This window comes from Nonomuraea sp. NPDC050556, assembly GCF_044457355.1.
GTDB lineage: Bacteria > Actinomycetota > Actinomycetes > Streptosporangiales > Streptosporangiaceae > Nonomuraea.
The window spans coordinates 508,179-530,844 of the sequence record NZ_JBITGU010000006.1 but is presented as its reverse complement, the minus strand read 5'-3'; the positions used below and the strand labels follow the sequence as shown (position 1 = coordinate 530,844).

General features: G+C 68.9%; 21 protein-coding genes. 13 read left to right on the top strand and 8 right to left on the bottom strand.

The annotated features are described in order from the left end of the window. Positions 1-65 precede the first annotated feature (65 nt). Together ACIBG8_RS49280 and ACIBG8_RS49275 are read left to right on the top strand one after the other, a co-directional pair. Positions 66-4,103 carry a glycosyl hydrolase family 8 gene (locus ACIBG8_RS49280; protein ID WP_397350263.1) on the top strand — a complete coding sequence of 1,346 codons (4,038 nt, stop codon included), beginning with the start codon at positions 66-68 and terminating at the stop codon, positions 4,101-4,103. Next, complete coding sequence (locus ACIBG8_RS49275) at positions 4,103-6,061, top strand: discoidin domain-containing protein (protein ID WP_397350262.1); 1,959 nt, start codon at positions 4,103-4,105, stop codon at positions 6,059-6,061. The genes ACIBG8_RS49280 and ACIBG8_RS49275 overlap by 1 nt, the downstream gene beginning before the upstream one ends. Positions 6,062-6,515: 454 nt before the next feature. Here ACIBG8_RS49275 and ACIBG8_RS49270 read toward each other — a convergent pair whose 3' ends face one another. Beyond that, on the bottom strand, positions 6,516-7,253 hold the full coding sequence (locus tag ACIBG8_RS49270) for an SDR family oxidoreductase (protein ID WP_397350261.1): 738 nt from the start codon (positions 7,251-7,253) through the stop codon (positions 6,516-6,518). Between the two features lie 235 nt (positions 7,254-7,488). Here ACIBG8_RS49270 and ACIBG8_RS49265 point away from each other — a divergent pair, with 235 nt between their 5' ends. The 5 genes from ACIBG8_RS49265 (at position 7,489) to ACIBG8_RS49245 (ending at position 12,817) form a co-directional block, all read left to right on the top strand. Further along, positions 7,489-7,824 (top strand): ArsR/SmtB family transcription factor, encoded by a 336-nt coding sequence (locus ACIBG8_RS49265; RefSeq protein ID WP_397350260.1) that lies wholly within the window; start codon positions 7,489-7,491, stop codon positions 7,822-7,824. Beyond that, the gene (locus ACIBG8_RS49260; protein ID WP_397350259.1) at positions 7,821-8,042 is read left to right on the top strand and encodes a hypothetical protein; all 222 of its coding nucleotides are present in this window, start codon (positions 7,821-7,823) and stop codon (positions 8,040-8,042) included. The genes ACIBG8_RS49265 and ACIBG8_RS49260 overlap by 4 nt, the downstream gene beginning before the upstream one ends. 125 nt (positions 8,043-8,167) lie before the next feature. Next, on the top strand, positions 8,168-10,249 hold the full coding sequence (locus ACIBG8_RS49255; protein ID WP_397350258.1) for an MMPL family transporter: 2,082 nt from the start codon (positions 8,168-8,170) through the stop codon (positions 10,247-10,249). 10 nt (positions 10,250-10,259) lie between these two features. Then, positions 10,260-11,921 (top strand): alpha-amylase family protein, encoded by a 1,662-nt coding sequence (locus tag ACIBG8_RS49250; protein ID WP_397350257.1) that lies wholly within the window; start codon positions 10,260-10,262, stop codon positions 11,919-11,921. Continuing rightward, complete coding sequence (locus ACIBG8_RS49245; protein ID WP_397350256.1) at positions 11,918-12,817, top strand: cation diffusion facilitator family transporter; 900 nt, start codon at positions 11,918-11,920, stop codon at positions 12,815-12,817. Before ACIBG8_RS49250 ends, ACIBG8_RS49245 begins: the two co-directional genes overlap by 4 nt. Here ACIBG8_RS49245 and ACIBG8_RS49240 read toward each other — a convergent pair. Next, on the bottom strand, positions 12,814-13,689 hold the full coding sequence (locus ACIBG8_RS49240) for a diacylglycerol/lipid kinase family protein (RefSeq protein ID WP_397350255.1): 876 nt from the start codon (positions 13,687-13,689) through the stop codon (positions 12,814-12,816). The two genes, ACIBG8_RS49245 and ACIBG8_RS49240, sit on opposite strands and share 4 nt — an antisense overlap. Positions 13,690-13,731: 42 nt before the next feature. Between ACIBG8_RS49240 and ACIBG8_RS49235 the strand changes: the two genes are divergently transcribed. Then, a complete protein-coding gene (locus ACIBG8_RS49235) occupies positions 13,732-14,319 on the top strand; it encodes a phosphatase PAP2 family protein (protein WP_397350254.1) in 588 nt (195 codons plus the stop codon). Continuing rightward, on the top strand, positions 14,316-14,945 hold the full coding sequence (locus ACIBG8_RS49230) for a phosphatase PAP2 family protein (protein WP_397350253.1): 630 nt from the start codon (positions 14,316-14,318) through the stop codon (positions 14,943-14,945). Before ACIBG8_RS49235 ends, ACIBG8_RS49230 begins: the two co-directional genes overlap by 4 nt. Here ACIBG8_RS49230 and ACIBG8_RS49225 read toward each other — a convergent pair. Further along, positions 14,931-16,367, bottom strand: coding sequence for a phospholipase (locus tag ACIBG8_RS49225; protein ID WP_397350252.1), 1,437 nt, complete (start codon positions 16,365-16,367; stop codon positions 14,931-14,933). The genes ACIBG8_RS49230 and ACIBG8_RS49225 overlap by 15 nt on opposite strands. 72 nt (positions 16,368-16,439) lie before the next feature. Beyond that, positions 16,440-17,231: a DUF1206 domain-containing protein gene (locus ACIBG8_RS49220; protein WP_397350251.1), complete on the bottom strand. Its 792-nt coding sequence runs from the start codon at positions 17,229-17,231 to the stop codon at positions 16,440-16,442. A 159-nt stretch (positions 17,232-17,390) separates the two neighbouring features. Between ACIBG8_RS49220 and ACIBG8_RS49215 the strand changes: the two genes are divergently transcribed. Continuing rightward, positions 17,391-18,008: a helix-turn-helix domain-containing protein gene (locus ACIBG8_RS49215; RefSeq protein WP_397350473.1), complete on the top strand. Its 618-nt coding sequence runs from the start codon at positions 17,391-17,393 to the stop codon at positions 18,006-18,008. A gap of 27 nt (positions 18,009-18,035) precedes the next feature. Then, positions 18,036-18,575, top strand: a complete 540-nt coding sequence (locus ACIBG8_RS49210; RefSeq protein ID WP_397350250.1) for a dihydrofolate reductase family protein — start codon at positions 18,036-18,038, stop codon at positions 18,573-18,575. Here ACIBG8_RS49210 and ACIBG8_RS49205 read toward each other — a convergent pair. The 3 genes from ACIBG8_RS49205 to ACIBG8_RS49195 form a co-directional block, all read right to left on the bottom strand. Then, a complete protein-coding gene (locus ACIBG8_RS49205; protein WP_397350249.1) occupies positions 18,572-19,378 on the bottom strand; it encodes an SAM-dependent methyltransferase in 807 nt (268 codons plus the stop codon). The genes ACIBG8_RS49210 and ACIBG8_RS49205 overlap by 4 nt on opposite strands. A 153-nt stretch (positions 19,379-19,531) precedes the next feature. Continuing rightward, positions 19,532-19,753, bottom strand: coding sequence for a hypothetical protein (locus ACIBG8_RS49200; protein WP_397350248.1), 222 nt, complete (start codon positions 19,751-19,753; stop codon positions 19,532-19,534). A 135-nt stretch (positions 19,754-19,888) separates the two neighbouring features. Beyond that, positions 19,889-20,539: a hypothetical protein gene (locus ACIBG8_RS49195; RefSeq protein WP_397350247.1), complete on the bottom strand. Its 651-nt coding sequence runs from the start codon at positions 20,537-20,539 to the stop codon at positions 19,889-19,891. A 79-nt stretch (positions 20,540-20,618) separates the two neighbouring features. On the opposite strand from ACIBG8_RS49195, the gene ACIBG8_RS49190 reads away from it, so the two are divergent. Both ACIBG8_RS49190 and ACIBG8_RS49185 read left to right on the top strand, forming a co-directional pair. After that, positions 20,619-21,227, top strand: a complete 609-nt coding sequence (locus tag ACIBG8_RS49190; RefSeq protein WP_397350246.1) for a TetR/AcrR family transcriptional regulator — start codon at positions 20,619-20,621, stop codon at positions 21,225-21,227. Positions 21,228-21,342: 115 nt separating this feature from the next. Beyond that, on the top strand, positions 21,343-22,176 hold the full coding sequence (locus ACIBG8_RS49185) for a hypothetical protein (protein WP_397350245.1): 834 nt from the start codon (positions 21,343-21,345) through the stop codon (positions 22,174-22,176). A gap of 41 nt (positions 22,177-22,217) precedes the next feature. Here ACIBG8_RS49185 and ACIBG8_RS49180 read toward each other — a convergent pair whose 3' ends face one another. After that, complete coding sequence (locus ACIBG8_RS49180) at positions 22,218-22,631, bottom strand: DUF6578 domain-containing protein (protein ID WP_397350244.1); 414 nt, start codon at positions 22,629-22,631, stop codon at positions 22,218-22,220. Positions 22,632-22,666: the final 35 nt, after the last annotated feature.

Below are 22,666 nucleotides of genomic sequence, written 5' to 3'. Positions count from 1 at the left end.
CGGCCATAGTTAGGAAGTCTTCCTAACTAAAAAAGGCGGATCATCCACCCCCCGAAGGACCGCTGATGTCACACATCCCCCGATGGCTGGCGCTTGGCGCCCTCCTCATCACCCCCCTGATCGCCTTACCGGCCCTGCCCGCGACGGCCGCCGCGATCCCCGACCTCACCAGCGCGAACCGCCGCGCCCCGATCGCGGGGCTGCCCGACTGGAGCAAGGCGGGCTACCGCGGCGGCGCCGCCCTCCCCGGCCCGGGCGACCTGAACCCCGACGCCGCCTGCCAGATCACCCCGCAGGAACTCGACGCGCAGTACGGCGTGCGGGCCGACGGCACCGACGCCACCACCGGCCTGCAGCAGGCGATCGACGCGATCAGGACCACCTGCACCCCGACCGCCGGATACACCAAGCTCTCCTCCATCACGCTCCCGGCCGGACGGATCCTGGTCACCGGGCAGCTGGGCCTGGACGCCGACTACCTGCTGCTCAAGGGCGCGGGCATGGGCCAGACGATCCTGAGCTTCCGCCCCGACACCAACACCCGGTACGACACGTTGACCGAGGACGGCAGCGACTGGGACGAGGACGCCGAGGTGCACGGCGCCGGGAAGGGCGGCTGGACCTGGCCGGGCCGCGGCCTGCTGCGGGTGCAGACCCGCGAGGTCTCCACCAAGTACGCGAGCGACTACGCCTCGGCGCCCGCCAACCGCAAGGACATCTTCGAGGGCAGCGTCAACCAGCACTGGGCGAGCGGCGTGCCCGTCCGCGAGGGCTCGGCCGTCGGCACCAACGTGATCAAGCTGGCGACGAGCGCCGACATGACGCGCTTCAAGGTCGGCGGCTACCTCTGGGTGGGCGCGGCCAACAGCGTGAAGTTCTACCAGCAGCAGACCGTCACCGACCCGGCGCAGTACATGAACCTGCACATGCGCCAGCAGATCTTCCAGATCACGGCGGTCGACGCCACGGCGAAGAACGTCACGATCGACAAGCCCCTGGAGTACGACGTCCCGGTCAACTCCACCTCGGACGGCTCGGCCGCCATCGACGGCACGGTCTACCCGAGCCGGGTCACCCCGCTCAAGGTCGTCCAGGGCGTCGGCATCGAGGACCTGACCATCACCCAGGACATGACGAACATGCCCAAGCTGGGCGGCGGCACCTACAACCTCAACGTCGCCGACGCGCTGCACAACTACGGGAACATGGCGCCCGAGTATGAGATGCACGGCATCGTGCTCAAGTGGGCGGCCAACTCCTGGATCAGGCGGGTCGGTACGGAGATGACCGGCTCGCACGCCGTCGTCACCGAGAGCGCCAAGAACATCCAGGTGCAGGAGTCGAACTTCAACGGCTCGTGGAACAAGGGCAAGGGCGGCAACGGGTACTTCCGCGGCTCGCGGGTGTGGGACTCGCTGTACGCCTACAACACCTCGCGCAACCTGCGGCACTTCACCTTCCAGTGGTCGGCGTCGAACAACGTGGCGATCGGGAACGACTTCGACTCCGACCTCAACGTGCACGGCGGCTGGGAGCGGCGCAACCTGTTCGAGAACAACAAGGTGGCCGTGCCGTTCGAGCACGCCTCCAAGAACTGCCGCGCCAACTGCGGTGAGGAGGGCGGCGGCGGGCCGGACGACTCCACCTGGTGGCCGATCTGGTGGGCGGCCGGGCCGAAGGCGGTCAAGTGGTCGGGATCCAGCGGGCCGCAGAACGTCTTCTACAACAACGACATGACCAAGCAGACGACGCAGGGCGGGGCGTACCAGGCGTACTATCCCGACCGGCAGCGGCTCTACCAGTTCGGCAGCTCAGCCACCGATGCTACGAAATTTCAGCATCTGGGACTGAACGGGAGCACGATCCTCGACTGGGCGGGCCACGAGACGGCGGACTACACCGGCTCCGGCGTCAACGCGTCGATGACCGACGCGTCCGGGTCGCTGTTCCTCAAGGGCTCCACGGGCGGCACCGACACCACGCCGCCGACCGCGCCCACCGGTCTGGCGGTCACGGCGACGACCTCGGCCAGCGTCGGGCTGTCCTGGACCGCGTCGACCGACAACGTGGGTGTGACGGGTTACGACGTCTACCGCAACGGCTCCATCGTGGGGACGGCCACGTCTACGACGTACACCGACACCGGCCTGGCCGCGTCTACGGCGTACACCTACACCGTGAAGGCACGCGACGCGGCGGGTAACGTCTCGGCGGCGAGCGGCGCCGTCACCGCCACCACCCAGCCGGGCCCTGGCGGCGACGTGCTGCTCTCGCGCGGCAAGCCCGCGACTGCCTCGTCCATCGAGGGATCCAGCTATGCGGCGGCCAAGGCGGTCGACGGCAACACCGGCACTCGCTGGGCCAGCGTCGAGGGCCACGACCCTGAGTGGATCAGCATCGATCTCGGTGCTGCCGCGACGATCTCCCGCGTCAAGCTTTCGTGGGAGGCCGCGTACGGCAAGGCCTACAAGATCCAAACCTCCTCCAACGGCACGACGTGGACCGACATCTACTCCACGACCACCGGCAACGGTGCCACCGACGACCTGACCGGCTTGTCGGGCAACGGGCGCTATATCCGCATGTACGGCACGGCGCGCGGCACCTCTTACGGTTACTCGCTCTTCGAGATGGAGGTCTACGGCAGCACGGGTACGCCCGGCGGTGACACCTCGCCCCCGACCGCGCCCACAGGTCTGGCGGTCACGGCGACGACCTCGGCCAGCGTCGGGCTGTCCTGGACCGCGTCGACCGACAACGTCGGCGTGACCGGCTACGACGTCTACCGCAACGGCACTGTTGTGGGGACGGCCACGTCTACGACGTACACCGACACCGGCCTGGCCGCGTCTACGGCGTACACCTACACGATCAAGGCGCGCGACGCGGCGGGTAACGTGTCCACGGCGAGCGGTGCCGTCACCGCCACCACCCAACCGGGCCAGGGCGGCGGCCCCGCCGTACCCTTCGGTAGCCATACGCTCCCGTACGTCTCCGGAACGCTGCGCCCCACCGGCACGCAGAGCGCCGTCGACCAGAAGGTGATCGACTACTACACGCGCTGGAAGGCCGCGTTCGTCAAGCAGAACTGCGGTAACGGCTGGTACCAGATCTTCTCGCCGGACGCCGACCACCCCTACGTAGCGGAAGCGCAGGGGTACGGCATGGCGATCGTCGCCACCATGGCGGGCGCCGACCCGGACGCCAAGAAGATCTTCGACGGCCTGGTCAAGTGGATGATCGACCACCCGTCCGTCAACAACCCCAACCTCCTCGCGGCCGAGCAGGACACCGCGTGCAGGAGCGTCAACGGGTCAGACAGCGCGACGGACGGCGACATGGACGTGGCGTACGGCCTGCTCCTGGCCGACCGCCAGTGGGGCAGCGCCGGTGCGTACAACTACCGCCAGCTCGCCATCAAGCACATCAACGCCATCAAGCAGTCGGAGATCAACCCCACCACGAACCTGCTGACGTTGGGCGACTGGAGCACCTCGGGCGACGCCACCTATTACGTCTCCCGGCCCTCCGACTGGATGGTCGACCACTTCCGCGCCTTCAAGGCGGCCACCGGCGACGCGGCGTGGGACACCATCCGCACCGCCCACCAGAACGTGATCGCCTCCCTGCAGTCCGGATACGCGCCGAACACCGGCCTGCTGCCCGACTTCGTGGTCAACACGAACACCACCCCCAAGCCCGCCCCCGGCCAGGTCCTGGAGGACCCGAACGACGGGGCGTACTGGTGGAACTCGTGCCGGGTCCCGTGGCGCATCGGCGACGACGCGGTGACCAGCGGCGACGCGAAGTCCCTCGCGGCGGCGCGGAAGCTCAACACCTGGATCAAGGCCAAGACCGGCGGCGACCCCGCCAAGATCGCGGTCGGGTACAAGCTGGACGGCACGCAGATCGACTCCGGCAGCGAGGCCGCCTTCTTCGCCCCGTTCGCCCTGGCGGCGATGACCGACTCGGGCAGTCAGGCGTGGCTGGACGCGCTGTGGAACAGGATGGTGGCGACGCCGATCGACACCAGCAGTTATTTCTCGGCGAGCATCCAGCTCCAGGTCATGATCACCGCCTCACACAACCACTGGGTGCCCTGATGAAACTCCCCCTCATCCTCGCCACAGCACTCCTCACCCAGAGCCTGGCGACCTTCCCCACAGCCTCCCTACCCTCGGAGGGGCCCGCACGGACCCTCCTCACCCAGGCCCTCACCCCAACCTCCCTGCCCTCGGAGGGGTCCGCAGGGACCCTCCTCACCCAGACCCTCGCCGCAGCCTCCCTACTCCCGGTGGGGTCTACAGGGGCCCTCCTCGCTCAGGCCCTCACCGCTGCCTCCCCGCTCCCGCAAGGGTCCGGAGGGGCACTCCCATCCGCATCGTCCCTGCTCTCCGCGGACCCGCTGCTCTCGCAGGGCAAGCCGGCCACGGCCTCGTCCATCGAGGGGTCCAGCTATGTGGCGGCCAAGGCGGTCGACGGCAACACCGGCACTCGCTGGGCCAGCGTCGAGGGCCACGACCCTGAGTGGATCAGCATCGACCTGGGTGCTGTTGCGACGATCTCCCGCGTGAAGTTGTCCTGGGAGGCGGCGTACGGCAAGGCCTACAAGATCCAGACCTCTTCCAACGGCACGACGTGGACCGACATCTACTCCACGACCACCGGCAACGGTGCCACCGACGACCTGACCGGCTTGTCGGGCAGCGGACGCTTTATCCGCATGTACGGCACCGCCCGGGGCACCTCCTACGGCTACTCCCTGTACGAGCTGCAGGTCTACGGCACCATCGGCACCCCAGGCGACACCCAACCCCCAACCCCACCCACTGGCCTGGCTGCCACAGCAACGACCTCCGGCAGCGTGGGACTGTCGTGGACCGCGTCGACCGACAACGTCGGCGTGACCGGCTACGACGTCCACCGCAACGGCTCGCTGGTCGGGACCACAGCGTCTACGACGTACACCGACACCGGCCTGACCCCGTCTACGGCGTACACCTACACGATCAAGGCTCATGACGCAGCAGGCAACGTGTCCGCGGCCAGCAACACCATCACCGCCACCACCCAGCCATCCAGCGGCGGCAGCACGATCGACGTGTCATCCGCGGCACAGCTGATCTCCGCCCTGACCGCCGTCCAGCCAGGCCAGACGATCAGGCTGGCCGCAGGGGAGTACCACGGCGCCTTCGTCACCCAACGCCCAGGAACGGCGTCCGCGCCGATCACCCTCACCGGACCGGCGAACGCCGTACTCATCAACGACGGCCCAGCAGGCGACGCCCCGTCCTGCCCCGCACCTGGCGGCGGCTGGGACTCCGGGTATGGCCTGTGGCTGTACGGCGCGCCGTACTGGAACCTGACCGGCTTCACCGTCAGGGACTCCAAGAAGGGCATAGTGCTGGACAACTCCCAGCATGTGACCATCGACGGCGTCTACGTCCATCACGTCGAGGACGAAGCCGTGCACTTCAGAAAGTCCTCGGCAGACGGGGTACTCAAGAACTCCCGCATCACCGACACCGGCCTGGTCCAGCCCGGCTACGGCGAGGCCGTCTACCTGGGGTCGGCCAACTCGAACTGGAGCTGCCACGGCAACACCGGCGGCGTCGACCGCTCCGACCGCGTCAAGGTGCTGAACAACACGATCGGCCCGAACGTCGCCGCCGAGCACATCGACGTGAAAGAGGGCACCTTCGGCGGGTTGATCCAGGGAAACACCTTCAACGGCACCGGGATCAGCGGTGAGAACTCCGCGGACTCATGGATCGACGTCAAAGGCATCAACTACGTGATCGACGGAAATATCGGCACATTCGCCCCGCCCGGGACCTTCGTGAACGGCTACGAAACCCACAACCCCTCGACCACGCCGACGTTCGACAACGGATGCGGCAACGTGTGGCGTAACAACCGCTCGGACCTGGGCGGCGTGGGCCAGTACGCCATCAAGATCACCTCAACCTCGAAGTGCTCAGCGACCCCGAACGTCGTCTACGCCTCCAACACCGTCACCAACGCAACAACCGGCCTGACCAACATCCCCATCACCCCATAACCCGTGCGCGGGGAGGGCCCACCCCACGCCCTCCCCGCCCCCTTGCCTGTGTGCGAGGGATGGTCCACCACACGCCCCTCGCCCCCTTACCTGTGTGCGAGGGATGGTCCATCACACGCCCCTCGCCCCCTGACCCGCGCGGGGAGGACCCACCACACGCCCTCCCCGCACCACGGGGCCTACCGCGCTTCCGCCACACTCCCGTGGTGCGCCTTCCAGGCCTGGTCCTCGCGCCTATGCCACACCCTGCGTGCGCCCTCCCAGGCTTGACCCCTCCGTGCGTGGGCGACACCCCCGTGCCCGTCCGCCGCGCGGTGGAGGGAGGGCGCCCGCAACCACCCGGCACCCTCCCTCCGCCAAACACCCACACACAACGCCCCGCTCCCGGCCGGTCGCGTGGCTTGAGGGTTCGCCACGTGACGCCCTCTTCCGGCGTTCGGGCCGACGCCAGGTGTCACGGAGCCGTGTTGAGCCATTCGTCGAACGTGGGTCCGGCGAGCACGGCGTCCGGGCCCGGCAACAGGCCGCCGTTCTCGAACAGGGGCTCCGCCGGGTCGCTCACGCCCTCGACCCGCACCGCATAGCCGCGCCTGGCCACGAGGCTGGTCGCCAGATCGACCATGCTCTCCACCCGCGGCCCCGCGATCTCCGAGATCACCGCGTCGTCCGGCTCGATCGCCAGGTCGACGAGCGCTTCGGCGACGGTCCTGGCGGCGATGATCTGGGTGCGCATGTTCGGCACGTAGCTCACCTCGCCCCGCGTACCCCACTGCACGAGCTGCTCGACCAGCTCGTGGAACTGCGCGGCCCGCAGGACACGCACCGGGAGCGGCCCTTCGAGTACGGCTCGCTCATGGACCGCCTTGGCCGCGCTGTAGCCCGTGGAGAACTTCTCGGCCCCGATGATGGACACCACGACCATCCGCCGCACCCCGGCTTCCACTCCGGCCTCGTGCAGGTTCCTGGCGGCCGCGGTGAAGAACTCGGTCGCCTCCTGCTGGTCCTGGGACGGCGTGCTGGACACATCGATGACGCATTCCACACCGGCGAGGGCGGCTGGCAGCCCTTCCCCCGTGACAACGTTCACCCCACCCGCGCGGGACATGGGGACGGCGTCGTGCCCCTTGGCATCGAGGATGTCCACCACATGGCGGCCCACCCGTCCGGTCGCACCGGCGACTGCGATCTTCATGGCTGCTCCTTCCGAGGAATGTGGCCAGCTTGAGGGGCGGTGCTGATAGGTCCGCGATGTATTGGCGATGAGCACGCGATGTGCAAACGGTTCAAAGCAGCGGCTACTGCGGTGAGTTGGGTGTCGTTGGCGGGTTCGCCGCGCAACGCGCGGCCACGCAGCGTGCTCGCCGAGTTCGAGGTGGTTTGCCATGGGATGTCGCCTGAGCGGAACATGTGTAAGATAATAATGACAGGTGAAAGTCGACGGAGAGGGGAGTCGGACGCTGACCAGTGAGGAGCTGCTGGCCGAACTAGCGGCCATCGGACATCCCCAGCGACTGAAGATCATCGCTGAGCTGGCCGAAGGCCGGTTGCACGTCAGTGAGCTGGCGCGCCGCCTGGGCATGTCCCGCCCCCTGCTCTACATGCATCTCCAGCGGCTGGAGCAGGGCGGGATCGTCATCGGTGCGCTGGAACTCTCCCCGGAGGGAAAGGCGATGAAGTTCTACGAGCTGACGCCGTTCGAGGTCCACGTCACCGTGGAAACCGTCCTCGAAGCCCTTCATGCCGGACAGGAAGAAAGTGAATGACGAAGGACGTACTGCTCCCGCTGGGGGTCATCTTCATCTGCGCCGCCGCCGTCACGGTGGCCTTCGTGCTCATCGCCAGGCTCTACCGGGCGGCGATGGCGGAATACCGGACGGCCGTCGACCGGATGGTCAAGCAGCAGGACCAGGTGAGCGCCCAGCTCACCGAGCTCACCGGCCGCGTCGCCGAGATGGAACGTATTCTCCGCAGCGTCGACTGACACACCAGAACGAGTAGGGGGCGGCGAGTGCCAGCTCGCCACCCCCGGCAAAGGAAGTCGCGCGACCACGCCGTTTCCGGCGTGCCTTCACACGCACGTACCTCCCACAGAAAGGAGAGCAGTTCATGCTGCTCCCACGCAAATCCGCGCGCCGCTCCCCGGTCACCCGCGTGGCCGTATGGAGCGCCGCCCACCCCTGGCGGGCGATCGCCGGTTGGCTGGTGTTCGTCCTGCTGTGCCTGGGCACGGGCATCGCGACCGGCACCAACAACGCCGCCACCGAGGACTACTGGATCGGCGAGGCGGGACGCGCCGAGCAGATCGCCACCAGCGCCGGTCTGCAACGCAAGCCCGAGGAATACGTCCTGATCAAGGGCGGTAGTGAGGAAATCGCGCGGGATGTCACCGCGCGCATGAAGGGCCTCGAGGAGGTCGAGCGGGTCAGCCCGCCCAGGCGCGCAGGTGACACGCAAGTGATCACGGTGACGATGAAGGGCCCCGAGCTCGACGCGCGCAAGCACGTCGACCCGCTGCTCGCCCAGACCGCCGCCGTCCAGGCCGCCCACCCGGAGGCGGTCGTCGAGCAGACCGGCAGCGCCTCCATCAGCAAGGGCGTCAACCAGCAACGCGGTGACGACCTCGCGCTCTCCGAGGCGATCTCGTTCCCGGTCACGCTGGTCGCCCTGCTCGTCGTGTTCGGTTCGGTGCTGATGGCCGCCGTCCCGCTGCTGCTGGCGCTGTCGTCGATCGCCGCGGCCATGGGCCTGTCGATGCTGGTCTCCCACCTGATCCCGGACGCCGGGGTCGGCAGCAACGTCATCCTGCTGATCGGCATGGCGGTCGGCGTGGACTACACGCTCTTCTACCTCAAGCGCGAGCGCGAGGAACGGGCCAGAGCGGACGGACGGCTCAGTCCGGAGGTCATCGTGGAGCTGGCCGCCGCCACCTCGGGGCGCGCGGTCATGGTGTCCGGCCTGGCCGTACTCGCGTCGACAGCCACGCTCTACCTGGCCGCCGACGTCGTGTTCGCCTCGCTGGCCACGGGAACGGTTCTCGTGGTGCTGGTGGCCATGGCCAGTTCGGTGACCGTACTGCCCGCGTTGCTCGTCAAGGTCGGCAGGCGCACCGAGCGCAAGGCCAAGCGGCCGCGCCGCGAGGGGAAGGTGTGGGGGAGGCTGCTGCGTCCGGCCAGCAGGCACCCCGTCGCCACCCTGGTCGTCGCGGTGCTGGCGATGGTCGTGCTGGCCCTGCCCGCGCTGGGCATGGAGCTGCGCGTCCTCAACCGGGACAGCCACTCGCGCGAGATCCCGGCGCTGCAGGTCTTCGACCGCATGACCGCAGCCTTCCCCGACATGAAGGCCAGGCACCAGATCGTCGTGCGCGACGAGCAGGGCCGTACCAAGGAAGTGGGCCAGGAGCTGCGCGAGGTCGCCAGCCGCCTCAAGGCCGACCCGGACGTGCGCACCTCGCGCGACGGCCGGATCAGCGTCCTGGACGTGGCCGCGCGGGACAACAAGGAGCTGGCGCTGCTCCGCGACGACTACCTGCCCACCACGGTCGGCGCGATCGCGGGCGTGGAGATCGCCGTCACGGGCGACGTGGCGCGCAACGTGGACGACCTCGCGCACGTCAACGCGAAGCTGCCGCTGGTGGCCGGGCTCCTGCTGCTGGTCACCCTGATCATGACCATGATCGTGTTCCGCTCCGTGACGCTGGGCCTGCTCGGGGTGCTGCTCAACACGCTGTCGGCCGCGGCGTCGTTCGGGCTGGTCGTGGTGTTCTTCCAGTACGGCCTGGCCACAACGCTGTTCGGCTTCGACCCCAGCGCCACCAGCGCGATCGGTTCCCGGGTGCCGCTGTTCCTCCTGGTGATCCTCTTCGGGCTGTCGATGGACTACCAGGTGTTCGTCGTCAGCCGCATCAGGGAGAAGGTCGTCGCAGGGGTGCCGACGCGGCAGGCGGTGCTCGACGGCATCACCGGTTCAGCGGGGGTGGTGACCAGCGCGGCGATCGTCATGGTGACGGTGTTCGCCGGGTTCGTGTTCCTGCACCTGGCGGAGCTGAAGCAGATCGGCTTCAGCCTCGCGGTGGCCGTCCTGCTGGACGCCTTCGTCATCCGTACCACGATCCTGCCCGCTGCCATGATCCTGCTCGACCGGTGGAACTGGTGGCCGTCGCGACTGTCTGAGCCCCGGACTCGTGGGTAGCTGGGGCGGCATGCGACTGACCTACACCTCGGATCTCTGGTGGAAGAACGCCGTGATCTACTGCCTGGACGTCGAGACGTTCAAGGACGGCAACGACGACGGGATCGGCGACTTCCGCGGGCTGACCCAGCAGATCGACTACCTCTCCGGCCTCGGCGTGACGTGCTTGTGGCTGATGCCGTTCTTCCCCACCCCGAACCGGGACGACGGCTACGACATCACCGACTTCTACAGCATCGACCCGCGGCTGGGGACGCTGGGCGACTTCGTGGAGTTCGTCAGGACCGCCCAGGATCGGGGGTTACGGGTCATCGCCGACCTGGTCGTGAACCACACCTCCGACCAGCACCCCTGGTTCCGCGACTCCCGCTCCAGCAAGGACTCGCGCTACCGCGACTGGTACGTCTGGTCCGACAAGGCCGAGCCCGACGACCCCAAGTCGGTCGTCTTCCCCGACAAGGAGACCAGCGTCTGGGAGCTCGACAAGAAGACGAACCAGTACTACCTGCATTCCTTCTATCGCCACCAGCCGGACCTGAACGTCGGGAACCCCGAGGTGCGTGACGAGATCGCCAGGATCCTCGGCTTCTGGATGGAGCTCGGGCTGTCGGGGTTCCGCGTGGACGCCGTGCCGTTCCTCATCGAGAACGTCCACCCCAAGCTGGCCGACCCGCACGAGTTCCTGGCCGACCTGCGCGCCTTCATGTCCAGGCGGTCCGGCGGCTCGGTGCTGCTGGGCGAGGTCAACCTGCCCTACCCCGACCTGGTCCCGTACTTCGGGGAGGGGCTTGGCGACCAGCTCACCATGTGCTTCGACTTCATCGGCATGCAGAAGGCGTGGCTATCCATGGCGCGCGGCGAGGCGGCGCCGCTGGTCGAGGCGTTCGAGAAGCGGCCGAAGGCGCCCAAGGACTGCCAGTGGGCGGTGTTCCTGCGCAACCACGACGAGCTCACCCTCGACAAGCTCACGGAAGGCGAGCGCAAGGAGGTGTTCGCCGCCTTCGGCCCGGAGGAGCGGATGCAGATCTACGGACGCGGGCTGCGCAGGCGGCTGCCCACGATGCTCGGCGGCGACCTGCGGCGCATCAAGATGGCCTACAGCCTGCTGTTCTCCATGCCGGGCACGCCCGTCATGTTCTACGGCGAGGAGATCGGCATGGGCGAGAACCTCGACGCCGAGGGCCGGATGGCGGTCCGGGTGCCGATGCAGTGGTCGAAGGAGGGGGGCTTCAGCCTGTCCGAGCCCGACCGCGAGGGCCCTGACGGTCCGTACGCTCCCGACCGGGTCAACGTGGCCGACCAGAAACGCGACACCGACTCGCTGCTGCGCTGGTTCCAGCTCCTCATCGAGCGCTACCGGGAGTGCCCGGAGCTCGCCTGGGGCGTCCCGACGGTGCTGGACTCCGGCAACCCGGCGGTGTTCGCGCACCGCTGCGACGCCGACGGCGCCAGTGTGCTGGCCGTACACAACTTGTGCGACACCGCCCAGGACGTGGACCTCACCCTGAACGGCCTCGAATCCCACATCCTCACCGACCTCCTGGGCGACGGCACGCACACCGTCTCGGCCAAGGGGAAGGTACGGCTGCCGCTCGGGCCGCACGGCTGCCGCTGGCTGCGCGCCTCCACCCCGGAGGTCCCGCCGGACGACGCGTCCATCAAGTCGCAATGAGTTCCGACGGATCGAAGCGGGCGACGCTGGCCGCGCTCGCCGCCAACAGCGGCATCGCGGTCACGAAGTTCGTGGCGTTCTTCTTCACCGGGTCCTCGGCCATGCTCGCGGAGGGCATCCACTCCGTGGCCGACACCGGCAACCAGCTGCTCCTCATGCTCGGGCGCAAGCGCGCGGGGAAGGAACCCAGCGAGGCGCACCCCTTCGGGTACGGCCGCGAGCGGTACTTCTACGGGTTCCTGGTGTCCGTGGTGCTGTTCTTCGGCGGCGGGCTGTTCGCGTTGTACGAGGGGTACGAGAAGATCGCCCACCCCCGGCCGCTGGAGAGCTGGGCGTGGGCGGTCGGGGTCCTCGTGGCGGCCATCGCCATGGAGGGGCTCTCCCTGCGCACCGCCGTACGGAGCTCCAACCGGGTGCGGGGCGGGCGTTCGTGGGCCAGGTTCATCCGCGAGGCGAAGGCGCCCGAGCTGCCTGTCGTGCTGCTGGAGGACGCGGCGGCGCTGGCGGGGCTGGCGTTCGCGCTGGTCGGCGTCGGCCTGTCGGCGGTCACCGGCAACAGCGCCTTCGACGGCGGCGGGTCGATCGCGATCGGCCTGCTCCTCGTGGCCGTGGCGGTGATCCTGGCGCGCGAGACGAAGAGCATGATCATCGGTGAGGCCGCCTCGCCCGCCGTACAACGCGTGATTCGCGAGGTCCTGACGAACGACGCGTCCATCCGCGACTTCACCCACCTCCGGACCCTGCACCTGGGGCCGGAGGACCTGCTCGTCGCCGTGCACGTCACGATGGGTTCCGACGAGGCGGCGGACGCGCTCTCCGCGGTGGAGCAGGAGATCCGCGAACGGGTGCCGATCGCCTCAGCCGTCTACCTCCAACCCGTCCCACCGCACCGCTAAGGGCGGCAGACGGTGAGTGCGCCCGGGGCGACCGTGGCCTTGAGCCGGGTGACCGGCTCGCGCTCTCCGCCGTCGAGCTCGTACATCATCGGCTTCTCGAACCGTGCGGACACCTTCCTGGCGCGCGTGACCCGGACGAACGGCGAGTCCTCCGAGCGCCCCGTCGCCATCCTGCCGATCACCCGGGCCCACTGGACCGGCCCCTGGGCGGTGGAGACGCCCACCTCCAGCCAGCCGTCGTCCGGCCGGGCGTCGTCGAACGCCTCGATGCCGCCGGCGATCGTCCCGACGTTGCCGAACAGCAGACAGCTGGCCTCACCTTCGAACCAGGTCGCCCCGTCGATCTTGATCTTCATGGGCACCAGCGGTCCGCCCACGTGCCTGGCCGCCGCCTTGACGTAGCTCAGCCTGCCGAGCCGCTCCTTGGCGTCCCCGCTGGAGTCGGCGATCATGTCCGCCTCGAAGCCCGCGCCGGCCATCACCGCGAAGTGCTCGCCGTTCAGGACCCCGAGGTCCAGTGGCTCGCGCCGCCCGTGGAAGCCGATGCGCACCGCCTCGTCGAGGTCGGTGGGGATCTCGAGGTTGGCGGCGAAGAGGTTCGCCGTTCCCGCGGGGAGGATCGCCATGGGCACGCCGGAGCCGGACATCACGTCGGCGCAACGCTGCACCATGCCGTCGCCGCCCCAGACGAACACGAGCTCGGCGCCCTCCTTCAGCGCCCGCCGTACCTTCTTGGGCGCCTTCCTGCTCTTGGGCACCTCGTACCAGAGGAGCCTGCCGACGTCCTGCTCGCTGACCAGCACGCGCAGCCTGTCCAGGCCTGCGCCGAGCGTCTTCTTGCGGTGCGCGATGACCGCCACGGTTGGGGACATGCCCTTCCGACTACCCACGCGATGCCGGGGTAGCGCAGGTTCATGGTCCGAGGATTCAAGCTGGCGGTCGCAGTGGCTCTTGCCGCGATCCCGTTCGTGATGCTCACGGGGTTCGACAAGCGAGCCGCGGACAGCCTGCACGCCTACGCCATCGCCCATCCGGGCATGACCTGGGCGCTGTCGACGTGGACCGAGGTGTTCGGTCCTTGGCCCTGGCGCGTCGCGGTCCTCACGGCCGCCGCCTGGCTGCTGTACGCCGGCGCGTCCAGGATGGCCGTCTGGGCGGTCACCACCATCACCGTGGGCGGGGTTCTCGGCCTCTTCCTGAAGATCGTCATCGCGCGGGCCAGACCGCACTTGCCTGATCCGGTCGCGTTGGCGCCCGGCGCCTCCTTCCCCTCCGGCCACACGGTCAACGCGACGCTCGGCGCCGGGGTGCTGGTCCTGATCCTGCTGCCCATGCTGCCCCGCTGGGGCCGATGGGTCGCCTGGACGGTCGCCGGATTCCTGGTGCTGTCGGTCGCTTACACCAGGGTCGCGCTGGGCGTGCACTGGGTGAGCGACGTCATCGCAGGGCTCGTCCTGGGCATCCTCGTCATCGCGGCTACGAAGAAGGCATTCAGACTATGAAGTATTACGCGCTCGCCGTCCTCTTACCGCTGCTCGTGCTGGCGGCGGTGACCTTCGGCGTGGGCAAGCTGATCCTCGCCGTGCCGACCGGCGAGGCGGCGGTGAGCCGGGCCCTGGCCGCCGACCGCACCGGCGCGTGGAACGTCTTCACCGACTACGGCACCCATCTGTCCGACACGCCCTACATCGTGGCGCTCACGGCGCTCACGGCGATCGCCTTCCGGCTGGTCTACAAGCGCTGGCGCGAATCGATCTTCCTCGTCGCCGCCGTGTGGAGCCAGTCGCTCGTCTTCCTCGCCACCACCACACCCGTCGGGCGGCACCGCCCCGAGGTCCAGCACCTCGACCCGGCGCCGCCCACCTCCAGCTTCCCCTCGGGCCACGCCAGCGCGGCCGTCGGCTTCTACTGCGCGGTGGCCGTCGTCCTGACCATGCACATCCGCAACCGCGCCCTCCAGATCGCCATCTGGACGCTCGCCGTCGCCGCGCCGCTCATCGTCGGCTTCTCCCGCCTCTACCGGGGCATGCACTACCTCACCGACGTCTGCTGGGGCCTCCTGCTCGGCGTCGTCTGCGTGGTCGTCGCCGCGCGGGCGATCCTCTACCGCAGGTCAGAACGTGTTTGACCGGCGCAGGTGCGGTGGCCGGCCGTCCGGGTCCACGACCAGCCGATAGAGGGGTACGGCCAGCCGTCTCATGAAGCGCCCGAGCTCGGGCCGCGGGTGGACGCGGATCCGCCCCGGCGGGTGCGGTCCACGGCAGCCGCCCGCGTGCCAGGCGTCGAGCGCGGCGGCCGTCTCGGCGAAGGCGCGGAACGCCTTGCCTGGATCGTCCAGGTCGGCCACGTCCCGGTCCAGGTGCTCGGCGGCGAGCCGCAGCCGCAGCTCCCTGGCGAACAGGCCATCCTCGTCGAGGACGGCGCAGCTCAGCTCGGAGTCGAACGTCCACGACCGCAGGTTGACGTTGTCGGAGCCGACGCTCGCCCACACGTCGTCGACCACGCAGACCTTGGCATGCACGTACACCGGCACGCCCTGGTGGTTCTCCAGGTCGTAGATCGCGACCCGCTCGCCACCGGCGTCCATCAGCCTGGACAGCGCCTCGACCCGGCCGATCATGCTGGCGGGACCGGCCAGCCAGCCGTCCTGGTCGGGGTGGCGCGGGACCACGATGATCATGTGGAGGCCCGGCTCCCGCTCCAGCGCCCGCGCGAACGGCTCGATCACCTCGGTGGACCACAGGTACTGGTCCTCCAGGTAGATCAGCGACCGCGCCCGGCCGAGCACCTTGCCATACGCGCGCGCCACGCTCCGCTCGCCCTCGGGCGCGAAGGGGTACGGCGGGCGCCGGTGCGGATACGTTCTCAGCAGCTGTACGGCATGCGTCCCGGCAGGCGGCGGCGGGGGACCGGGCTCGGGCAGCGGCGGCACGTCGTCCATCCTGCTCAGGCGGTCGCGCAGCCTGCGCAGCGGCTGGCGGGTCTCCGGAGCCGGGTCCTCCCAGCGCTCGCAGAAGACCTTCTCCACCTCGGCCACCGCCGGGCCGCTGATCGCCACCTGGATGTCGTGCCAGGGCGGGCGCGGGCCGTACTCGCCCGGCATCGGGGCGGCCTGCGGGTCGCCCAGGTGCTCGGCGTCGTCGCGCCGGCTGTGGCACAGGTCGATGCCGCCGACGAAGGCCACGTCCCTGCCAGGGGCCCGGTCGTGGCGCAGGATGACGAACTTCTGGTGGTGCGAGCCGCCCCGCCGTACCCGCGTGTCGAGCACCGCCTGGCCGCCCGCCGCCTCGACGTCGGAGCCCAGATGCCGGTTCTCCGCCGCGCTGAACCGCAGGACGTCCAGGTGCGAGCGCCAGATCAGCCCCCTGACGAGCGCCCCGCTCTCCGCCGCACGGGCCAGCGCGGCCGCCACCTCGGGGCCGTCGTCGGTGAGCCGCTCGTCGGGGTCGCCGCGCCAGTCGGCGAACAGCAGCAGATCGTCCTTGCCGAGCTCGGCCAGGCGCCGGTCGAGCTCGGCGAAGTAGGTGGCGCCGTGCACGAGCGGGCGCACCAGGTTGCCCTCCGACCAGGGAGCCAGCGTCGTCGCCGCGCTCCTCCTCGGTGAGGAACCACTCGTCGTACCTCATGTCCGCCGCCAGCGCGCCTCTCCGAAGCAGTAGACGGCGAACAGCAGGACCCCGAGCGCCACGATCGCCAGCAGCCAGGGCCCTGCCGGGGTGTCGGCGAACGCCCTGAGCGTCGCGTCGATGCCGCCCGCCTTGTCCGGGTCGAAGGTGATCGCGGCCTGGACCACGAAGATCCCGGCCAGGCCCGCGATCAGGCCGCGCGCCAGGTACCCGACCAGCCCCAGCCGCTGCATCACGGTCCGTGCGCGGGGCGGCATGGGACCGAGCTGCTCCATGAACTTCTTCTTGACCCCGTAATGCAGCCAGTAGGCGCCCAGCGCGACGATGCCGAGCCCGATCGCGCCCACGATGAACTGCCCGGCGGGTAACGAGAGCAGCTTGCCCGTCACGTCCTGCGACTTCTGGTCGTCCGACCCCGCCTTGCCCGCCAGCAGCATCGTCAGCAGGGAACCGGCGACGAACGCGTACACCACCACCCGGCTGATCGGCTGGATCCTGTCCTTGAGCTCCTTGGCCCCGAAGATCGCCTCGGAGGCCTGCCACACGGTCAGCGCCACGAACCCGATCGTCATCACCCACAGGATCACGGCGCCGAACGGCAGCGCCGCCACGGTCTTGATCGCCCCGCTCCTGTCGGCCTGCCGCCCGCCGCCGCCGAACGCGATCTGGACGGCCAGCACCCCGATCAGCCCGTAAAGCACGCCGCGACAGACCAGACCGACCCGTGCCAGCCTGTCCATTGTCTGGCTGTTCGCCGCACGGCGTGCCGCGCCCTCTGCCTTGCCCATAGGTCCTCCCAACGAAGAACCGACAAGTGCCCTCAAACGTTGCGAGTGAACGTCATCGGGGAGCACACTGCCCGAATGGGCTTGGAGGTCGAGAGCAGGCCATCCGATTCGCCGTACATCGAACGGGTGTGGCGGAGCCGGAGCTCCGCTGTGGACCAGATGGACTCGGTGGCCACGCCGTACTGGGATCTGGTCTTCTGGGAGCACCGGGGTCAGGTCAGCGCGTCGGTCCAGGGGCCGGAGTCGAGGGCGAGCGTCGCGCCGGTGCCCGAGGACGCCACGTTCTTCGGGATCGTGTTCTCGCTCGGCAGCTCGATGCCGCACCTGCCGATCGGCGAGCTCGTGGACGGGTCCGTCGCGATCCCGGACAGCACCCGCAGGTCCTTCTGGCTGAACGGTTCCACCTGGCGCCGCCCCGGCTACGACAACGCCGAGGAGTTCGTCCGGCGGCTGGTGCGCGAGGGCGTGCTGGAGCGCGACCCGATCGTCGCCGCCGCACTGGACGGCGAGCCAACGGATCTTTCGGAGCGTACCCTGCAGCGGCGGTTCGCCGCGTCCACCGGGCTCACCCGCGGCGCGATCCGGCAGATCGAGCGAGCCAGGCGGGCGGCGATCCTCATCCAGGAGGGCGTGCCGTACCAGGAGGTGATCGACCGACTCGGCTACTTCGACCAGCCGCACCTGGCGCGGTCGCTGACCAGGTACGTCGGTCGCACCGCCACGCAGCTCAGCGACCCGGATCCGGCGAAACCGCTGTCGCTTCTGTACAAGACCTGACCCTGCGCTGCGCTCTACCCTCGACCCATGGCACGGATCATTTCCAACTTTTTCATCGCCCTGGATGGCGTGGTCGAATCGCCCGACCAGTGGCACTTCCCCTACTGGAACGATGAGATGGGCGCAGCCGTACAGGCAGGCATGGCCGGCTCGGCCGGCATGCTGATGGGGCGCAAGCTGTACGAGGAGTGGGCCGCCTACTGGCCGACCGCCGAGGTCGACGAGGGGCTGTCCAAGATCATGAACGGCTCGCCCAAGTGGGTCGTCTCCAGCACCCTGGAGCGGGCGGACTGGACCAACACCACCCTCATCCAGGGTGACGTCGCCGCCGGGGTCCGCGCGCTCAAGGAGCGGGTCGACGGCGACATCCAGATGTCCGGCTCGGCCACGACGGTGCGCTGGCTGCTCGCCAACGGGCTGCTCGACCGGCTCAACCTGCTCGTCCACCCGATCGCCGTCGGCCACGGGCAGCGCCTGTTCGAGGACTCCTCGACGTACCCGCTGAAGCTGGTCGCGTCGGAGACGTTCGAGACGGGGGTGCTGAACCTGGGTTACGTCCCGGCCTAGGGCTTCCTGGCCACCGCACCGTGCGCGTCGATCGGGTCGGCCTCGGTGTCGTTATGCCAGTGGGTGATGGGGGCCAGGCCGGGCTCGACCAGTTCCAGGCCGTCGAAGATGCTGCGGAGCTCCTCCAGCGAGCGCAGGTAATAAGGTACGGCTCCGCTCTCCTCCAACTGGTCGGCGCCCTCGCTGACGGCCTCGCCGGTGTCGGTGCCGTCCCACAGCACGATGTAGCTGCCCGAGGGAAGCGCGTCCACCACCCGCGTCACGATCGAGCGCATCTCCTCCAGGTCGGCGAGGTAGCCGAGCACGCCCATGAACATGACCGCGATCGGCCGGGTGAAGTCGAGCACGTTGGCGGCGTCCTCGAGGATCTGCTCCGGCTCGTTGTAGTCGCCGTCCACGTACGTGGTCACCCCCTCGGGGGTGGTGTTGCGCAGCAGCGCGCGGGCGTGGACGAGAACAAGCGGATCGTTGTCGACATAAACGATGCGCGACTGCGGGGCGATGCCCTGGGCGATCTCGTGGGTGTTCTGCATCGTGGGCAGGCCCGTGCCGATGTCGAGGAACTGGTCGATGCCCGCCTCGCCGGCCAGGTAGCTCACCGCGCGGTTCAGGAACTTCCTGGATTCCGTGGCCATCGTCACGATCGCCGGATACACGGCGGCGACGGCGTCGCCCGCGGCGCGATCGGCCTCGAAGTTGTCCTTGCCGCCCATCCAGTAGTTCCACATCCTGGCGGCGTGGGGGACGTCGGGCTTGATCTTGGCGGCGAGATCCCTGCGCGGATTCGCATCATCGACGGACATTTGCTGACTCCTGGGGGTGTGAAGTACGAAGATCGTAACTTAAGGAGCCTGGGGACAGCCGACATCTGGGAGCGGGGTCGCGCCCTGGACCAGGTAGTCCTCGACGCGGCTGGTCACGCAGGGCCCACCGACGGGATACGAGCAGACCGCGCCTTAGGAGATCGGCGACAGCTTGGCCAGTTCGGCCTCCTGGCGCGCCAGCTCCCTGGCCGTCGACCGGCCGGGCAGGTCAATGCAGAGGCTGGGGTCGATGACGTAAGTGAGCGCGTTCGTTGCCTGGGCAGCCGTCAGCGTACGGTCATCGACCTTGGGTGGGTGATGGGCGAGCCGCCTGATGGTCCGAGCCCGCTGTGCGGCATGATCCTCCTGTCGCAACCCTGGCGCGGACCAGCGCGAGGTCGATCGTGCTCAGGAGGACCAGGGCGGAGGCCGCGAGCGTCGGAGGAACGTCATGGAGCGACCCTTCCAAGGGAGCTCGGCCCACAACCTCCGCCGGACGACTGCCGCGCCCTAGACCAAAGTCCCCTGGGTGGCGGCCACTCGAACGACCCGGCCCCCGTACTGCGCAGCCAGGCAGATCGCCCAGACGCTCCAGGCGATGTACCCGACGAAGTTGGCCAGATCCGCGCCAGGCAGCCCGAGCGGGACCAGCACCCCGACCCCCACCGCCAGGGCGGACACGACCCCCAGCGCGGTGAACCAGCGCCGGGGCGCGGGCAGCGCGACCAGGACGAGGATCGTCCACGCGGCGGTGAGCAGGTACCCCAGCGTCTCGCCGATCCCGGTGCCCAGGTACCCGTGGAGCGCCGCGAACACCGTCGTCGCCCCCTCGTGTGCTGTTTCGGCCAGCGATGGCACGGCATACGGCCAGCGCAGCAGCCCCAGCACCTGGACCACTCCCGCCAGCACCCCGACGTGCACCGACAGCGCCGCCGCAGGCCCCTCCAGCCTCCGCCCCAGCAGGACCGCCGCCGGGACCAGCGCCGCCGCACCGGCCGCGAGCAGCAGGAACCAGGCGGAGATCGCCGTCTGGTGGGCGGCGAAGGCGGCGAGGATCGTCGCGGGCGGCTCGCCGAGGATGCCGGGGTAGTCGAAGACGCTGCCGAGGCCGACGAAGGCGAGGTTGGCGGCGAGGATGCCGGGGATCAGAACCCATCTCATGGGAGCTCCTAACTCTGAACGATGTTTAACATTAAACACCGTATAGAGTTCTCTTGTGAAGAGAGGACCACAGAGATCGGTGAATCCAGAGGCCGTGCTGGACGCCGCCCTGGACCTCCTGGACGGCGGCGCCCTCACCATGCGCGCCCTGGCCACCCGCGTAGGCCTGACCCCGGGGGCCCTTTACACGTATTTCCCCGACAGGACCGCGATCGTGGCGGCCCTGGTCGAACGGCTGCTAGCCGAGGCCGACCTGGGGCTGCTGGAGAACGGCGAGGGTACGGCAAGCGCCCGCATCACGGCGTTCTCCCTGAACCTGCGCGAAACCTTGATGCGCCACCCGGCCGCGGTACCCGCGATCCTCGGCGCGGCCTTCAACGGCCCGGTGGCGTTGCGGGTGGGCGAGAGCCTGCTCGGCCTGCTCCCGGACCCGCGCGCCTCGTACGCCGTGATCGCCTACGTCCTGGGCTCCATAGCCCTGGAAGCCGCCGAGACCAGCGCCCCCCTCACCCCAGAACCCGAACGCATCGCCCAGCGCCGAGCGGCTTTCCAGGTGGACCCGGAGACGTTCCCCCGCACACACGCGGCCGCCGACGCCATCGCCGGCTACATCTCGACGGACCAGTTCCGCTGGGGCCTGGACCACCTCCTCACCGCCCTGCTCGCGGACACAGCCGACCGCCTCTAGGAGGTGGTTTCAGGTCCGACGGGCGCTCGGCACGCGCGACGAAATCCGGTTGAGAAGTTCGTGCTCGATCGCTTTCATGGGATCAACCAGGAGAAAGGGAAGATCGTGGCGAGCAGTGCGTAAGGAGCCCAGGCCGTCCAACGTCCGGGACGTCGGGGATCGGCTCAAGCTTCATCGGCACCAGGTGCGGGCCGATGGCCGCGACTACCAGGTGGTCACCCTCCGGCCCGGGACCAGGGCGCGGTTCTCCACGAACTTCTATCACCAGACCTGGCACGTCCTGTCCGATCCGCACGGGGCGCTTCTCCTTGCGCGTCTGCTCTGGGGGCTGTCCTACCAGCGGCAACCCGGCACCGTTGTGATCATCGATCGGCGGTTCATCACGTCCAACCCGTTCGACGCCGAGCAGGGTGAGCCGATCGTGCTCGTTCCTGCTGACCTGACCCACCTGCCGGCGCGGACCGCTCGGTACCTCAGCCGGGAGATCACGGGGACCGTGTCCAGTACGGTTCGCTGGCATACCTGGGGCCTGGATCTCGCGGTGGACCAGTGGCGCACCCGGCGAGCGAATGGGTTCCGCTGGCATTCCGGGGGTGATGAGTCTCGCACCGAGATCGAGCAAGCGGGTGGGTTGCTCAGCCTGAGAGCTTCGTCCACCTCGCTCCGCCGTTGGGCGGTTTATGTGGCCACGATGGGTGACGTGGTGTACGAGGGCATGTCCTACACCGAGCTGGACGGCCCGCGTTGGGAACTGTGCCGGGGTGACGGTGAGGTGCAGACCTTCCGTGACTTTCACCAGCGGGTGTCGGTTGCCAAGGTCTCCCGCAGCGAGGTGCTTGCCGCCGGGAACGCTCCCGGTGCGGCGGAGGAGATCCGGCCTCTGGTCTGGAGCCGGAACGCCACCGTGCGCAACCGTCGCCGGCCGCGCGGGGTCAAAGCGTCGGTGTGAAGTCGGCCTCCAACTGCACCAGGTAGCCGACGAAGGTCAGGTCATCCTGATCCGGCGTCCACCCGTCGGCGGACTCCAGTGATGACAGTACCGCCGAGCCCTCGACGGGATACAAGGCCCTGGGGTCTCCGGGGATCGGGGGCGTAGCGGCAGTGCACGGCGGTGATCGTGACGACCTTCGCCTCGGTGGCCGGAGACGTGGAGTCGCTGTGGTGTTCCTCTGCCCAGTCGACGGATGCGGATGTCTCCTCGCCCAACACCGAGGTCAGCCAGTCGCGGTCGGCGGGCCGAAGGTTCCACGAGACGTTGGAGCCGACTCGGAAGAGGTCACCACAACACTGCATCTGCCAGCCGTCGATCCAGACAGTCTGGTCGCTACCAGAACGGGGTGCCAACGCGGATTTCTGACTCTGTGCATGACATAAAACGGTATTCGTAGTGCCCTCTTCCTCCATGTCGTTGGGATTTATGCTCGATTCGCGAGCTGACC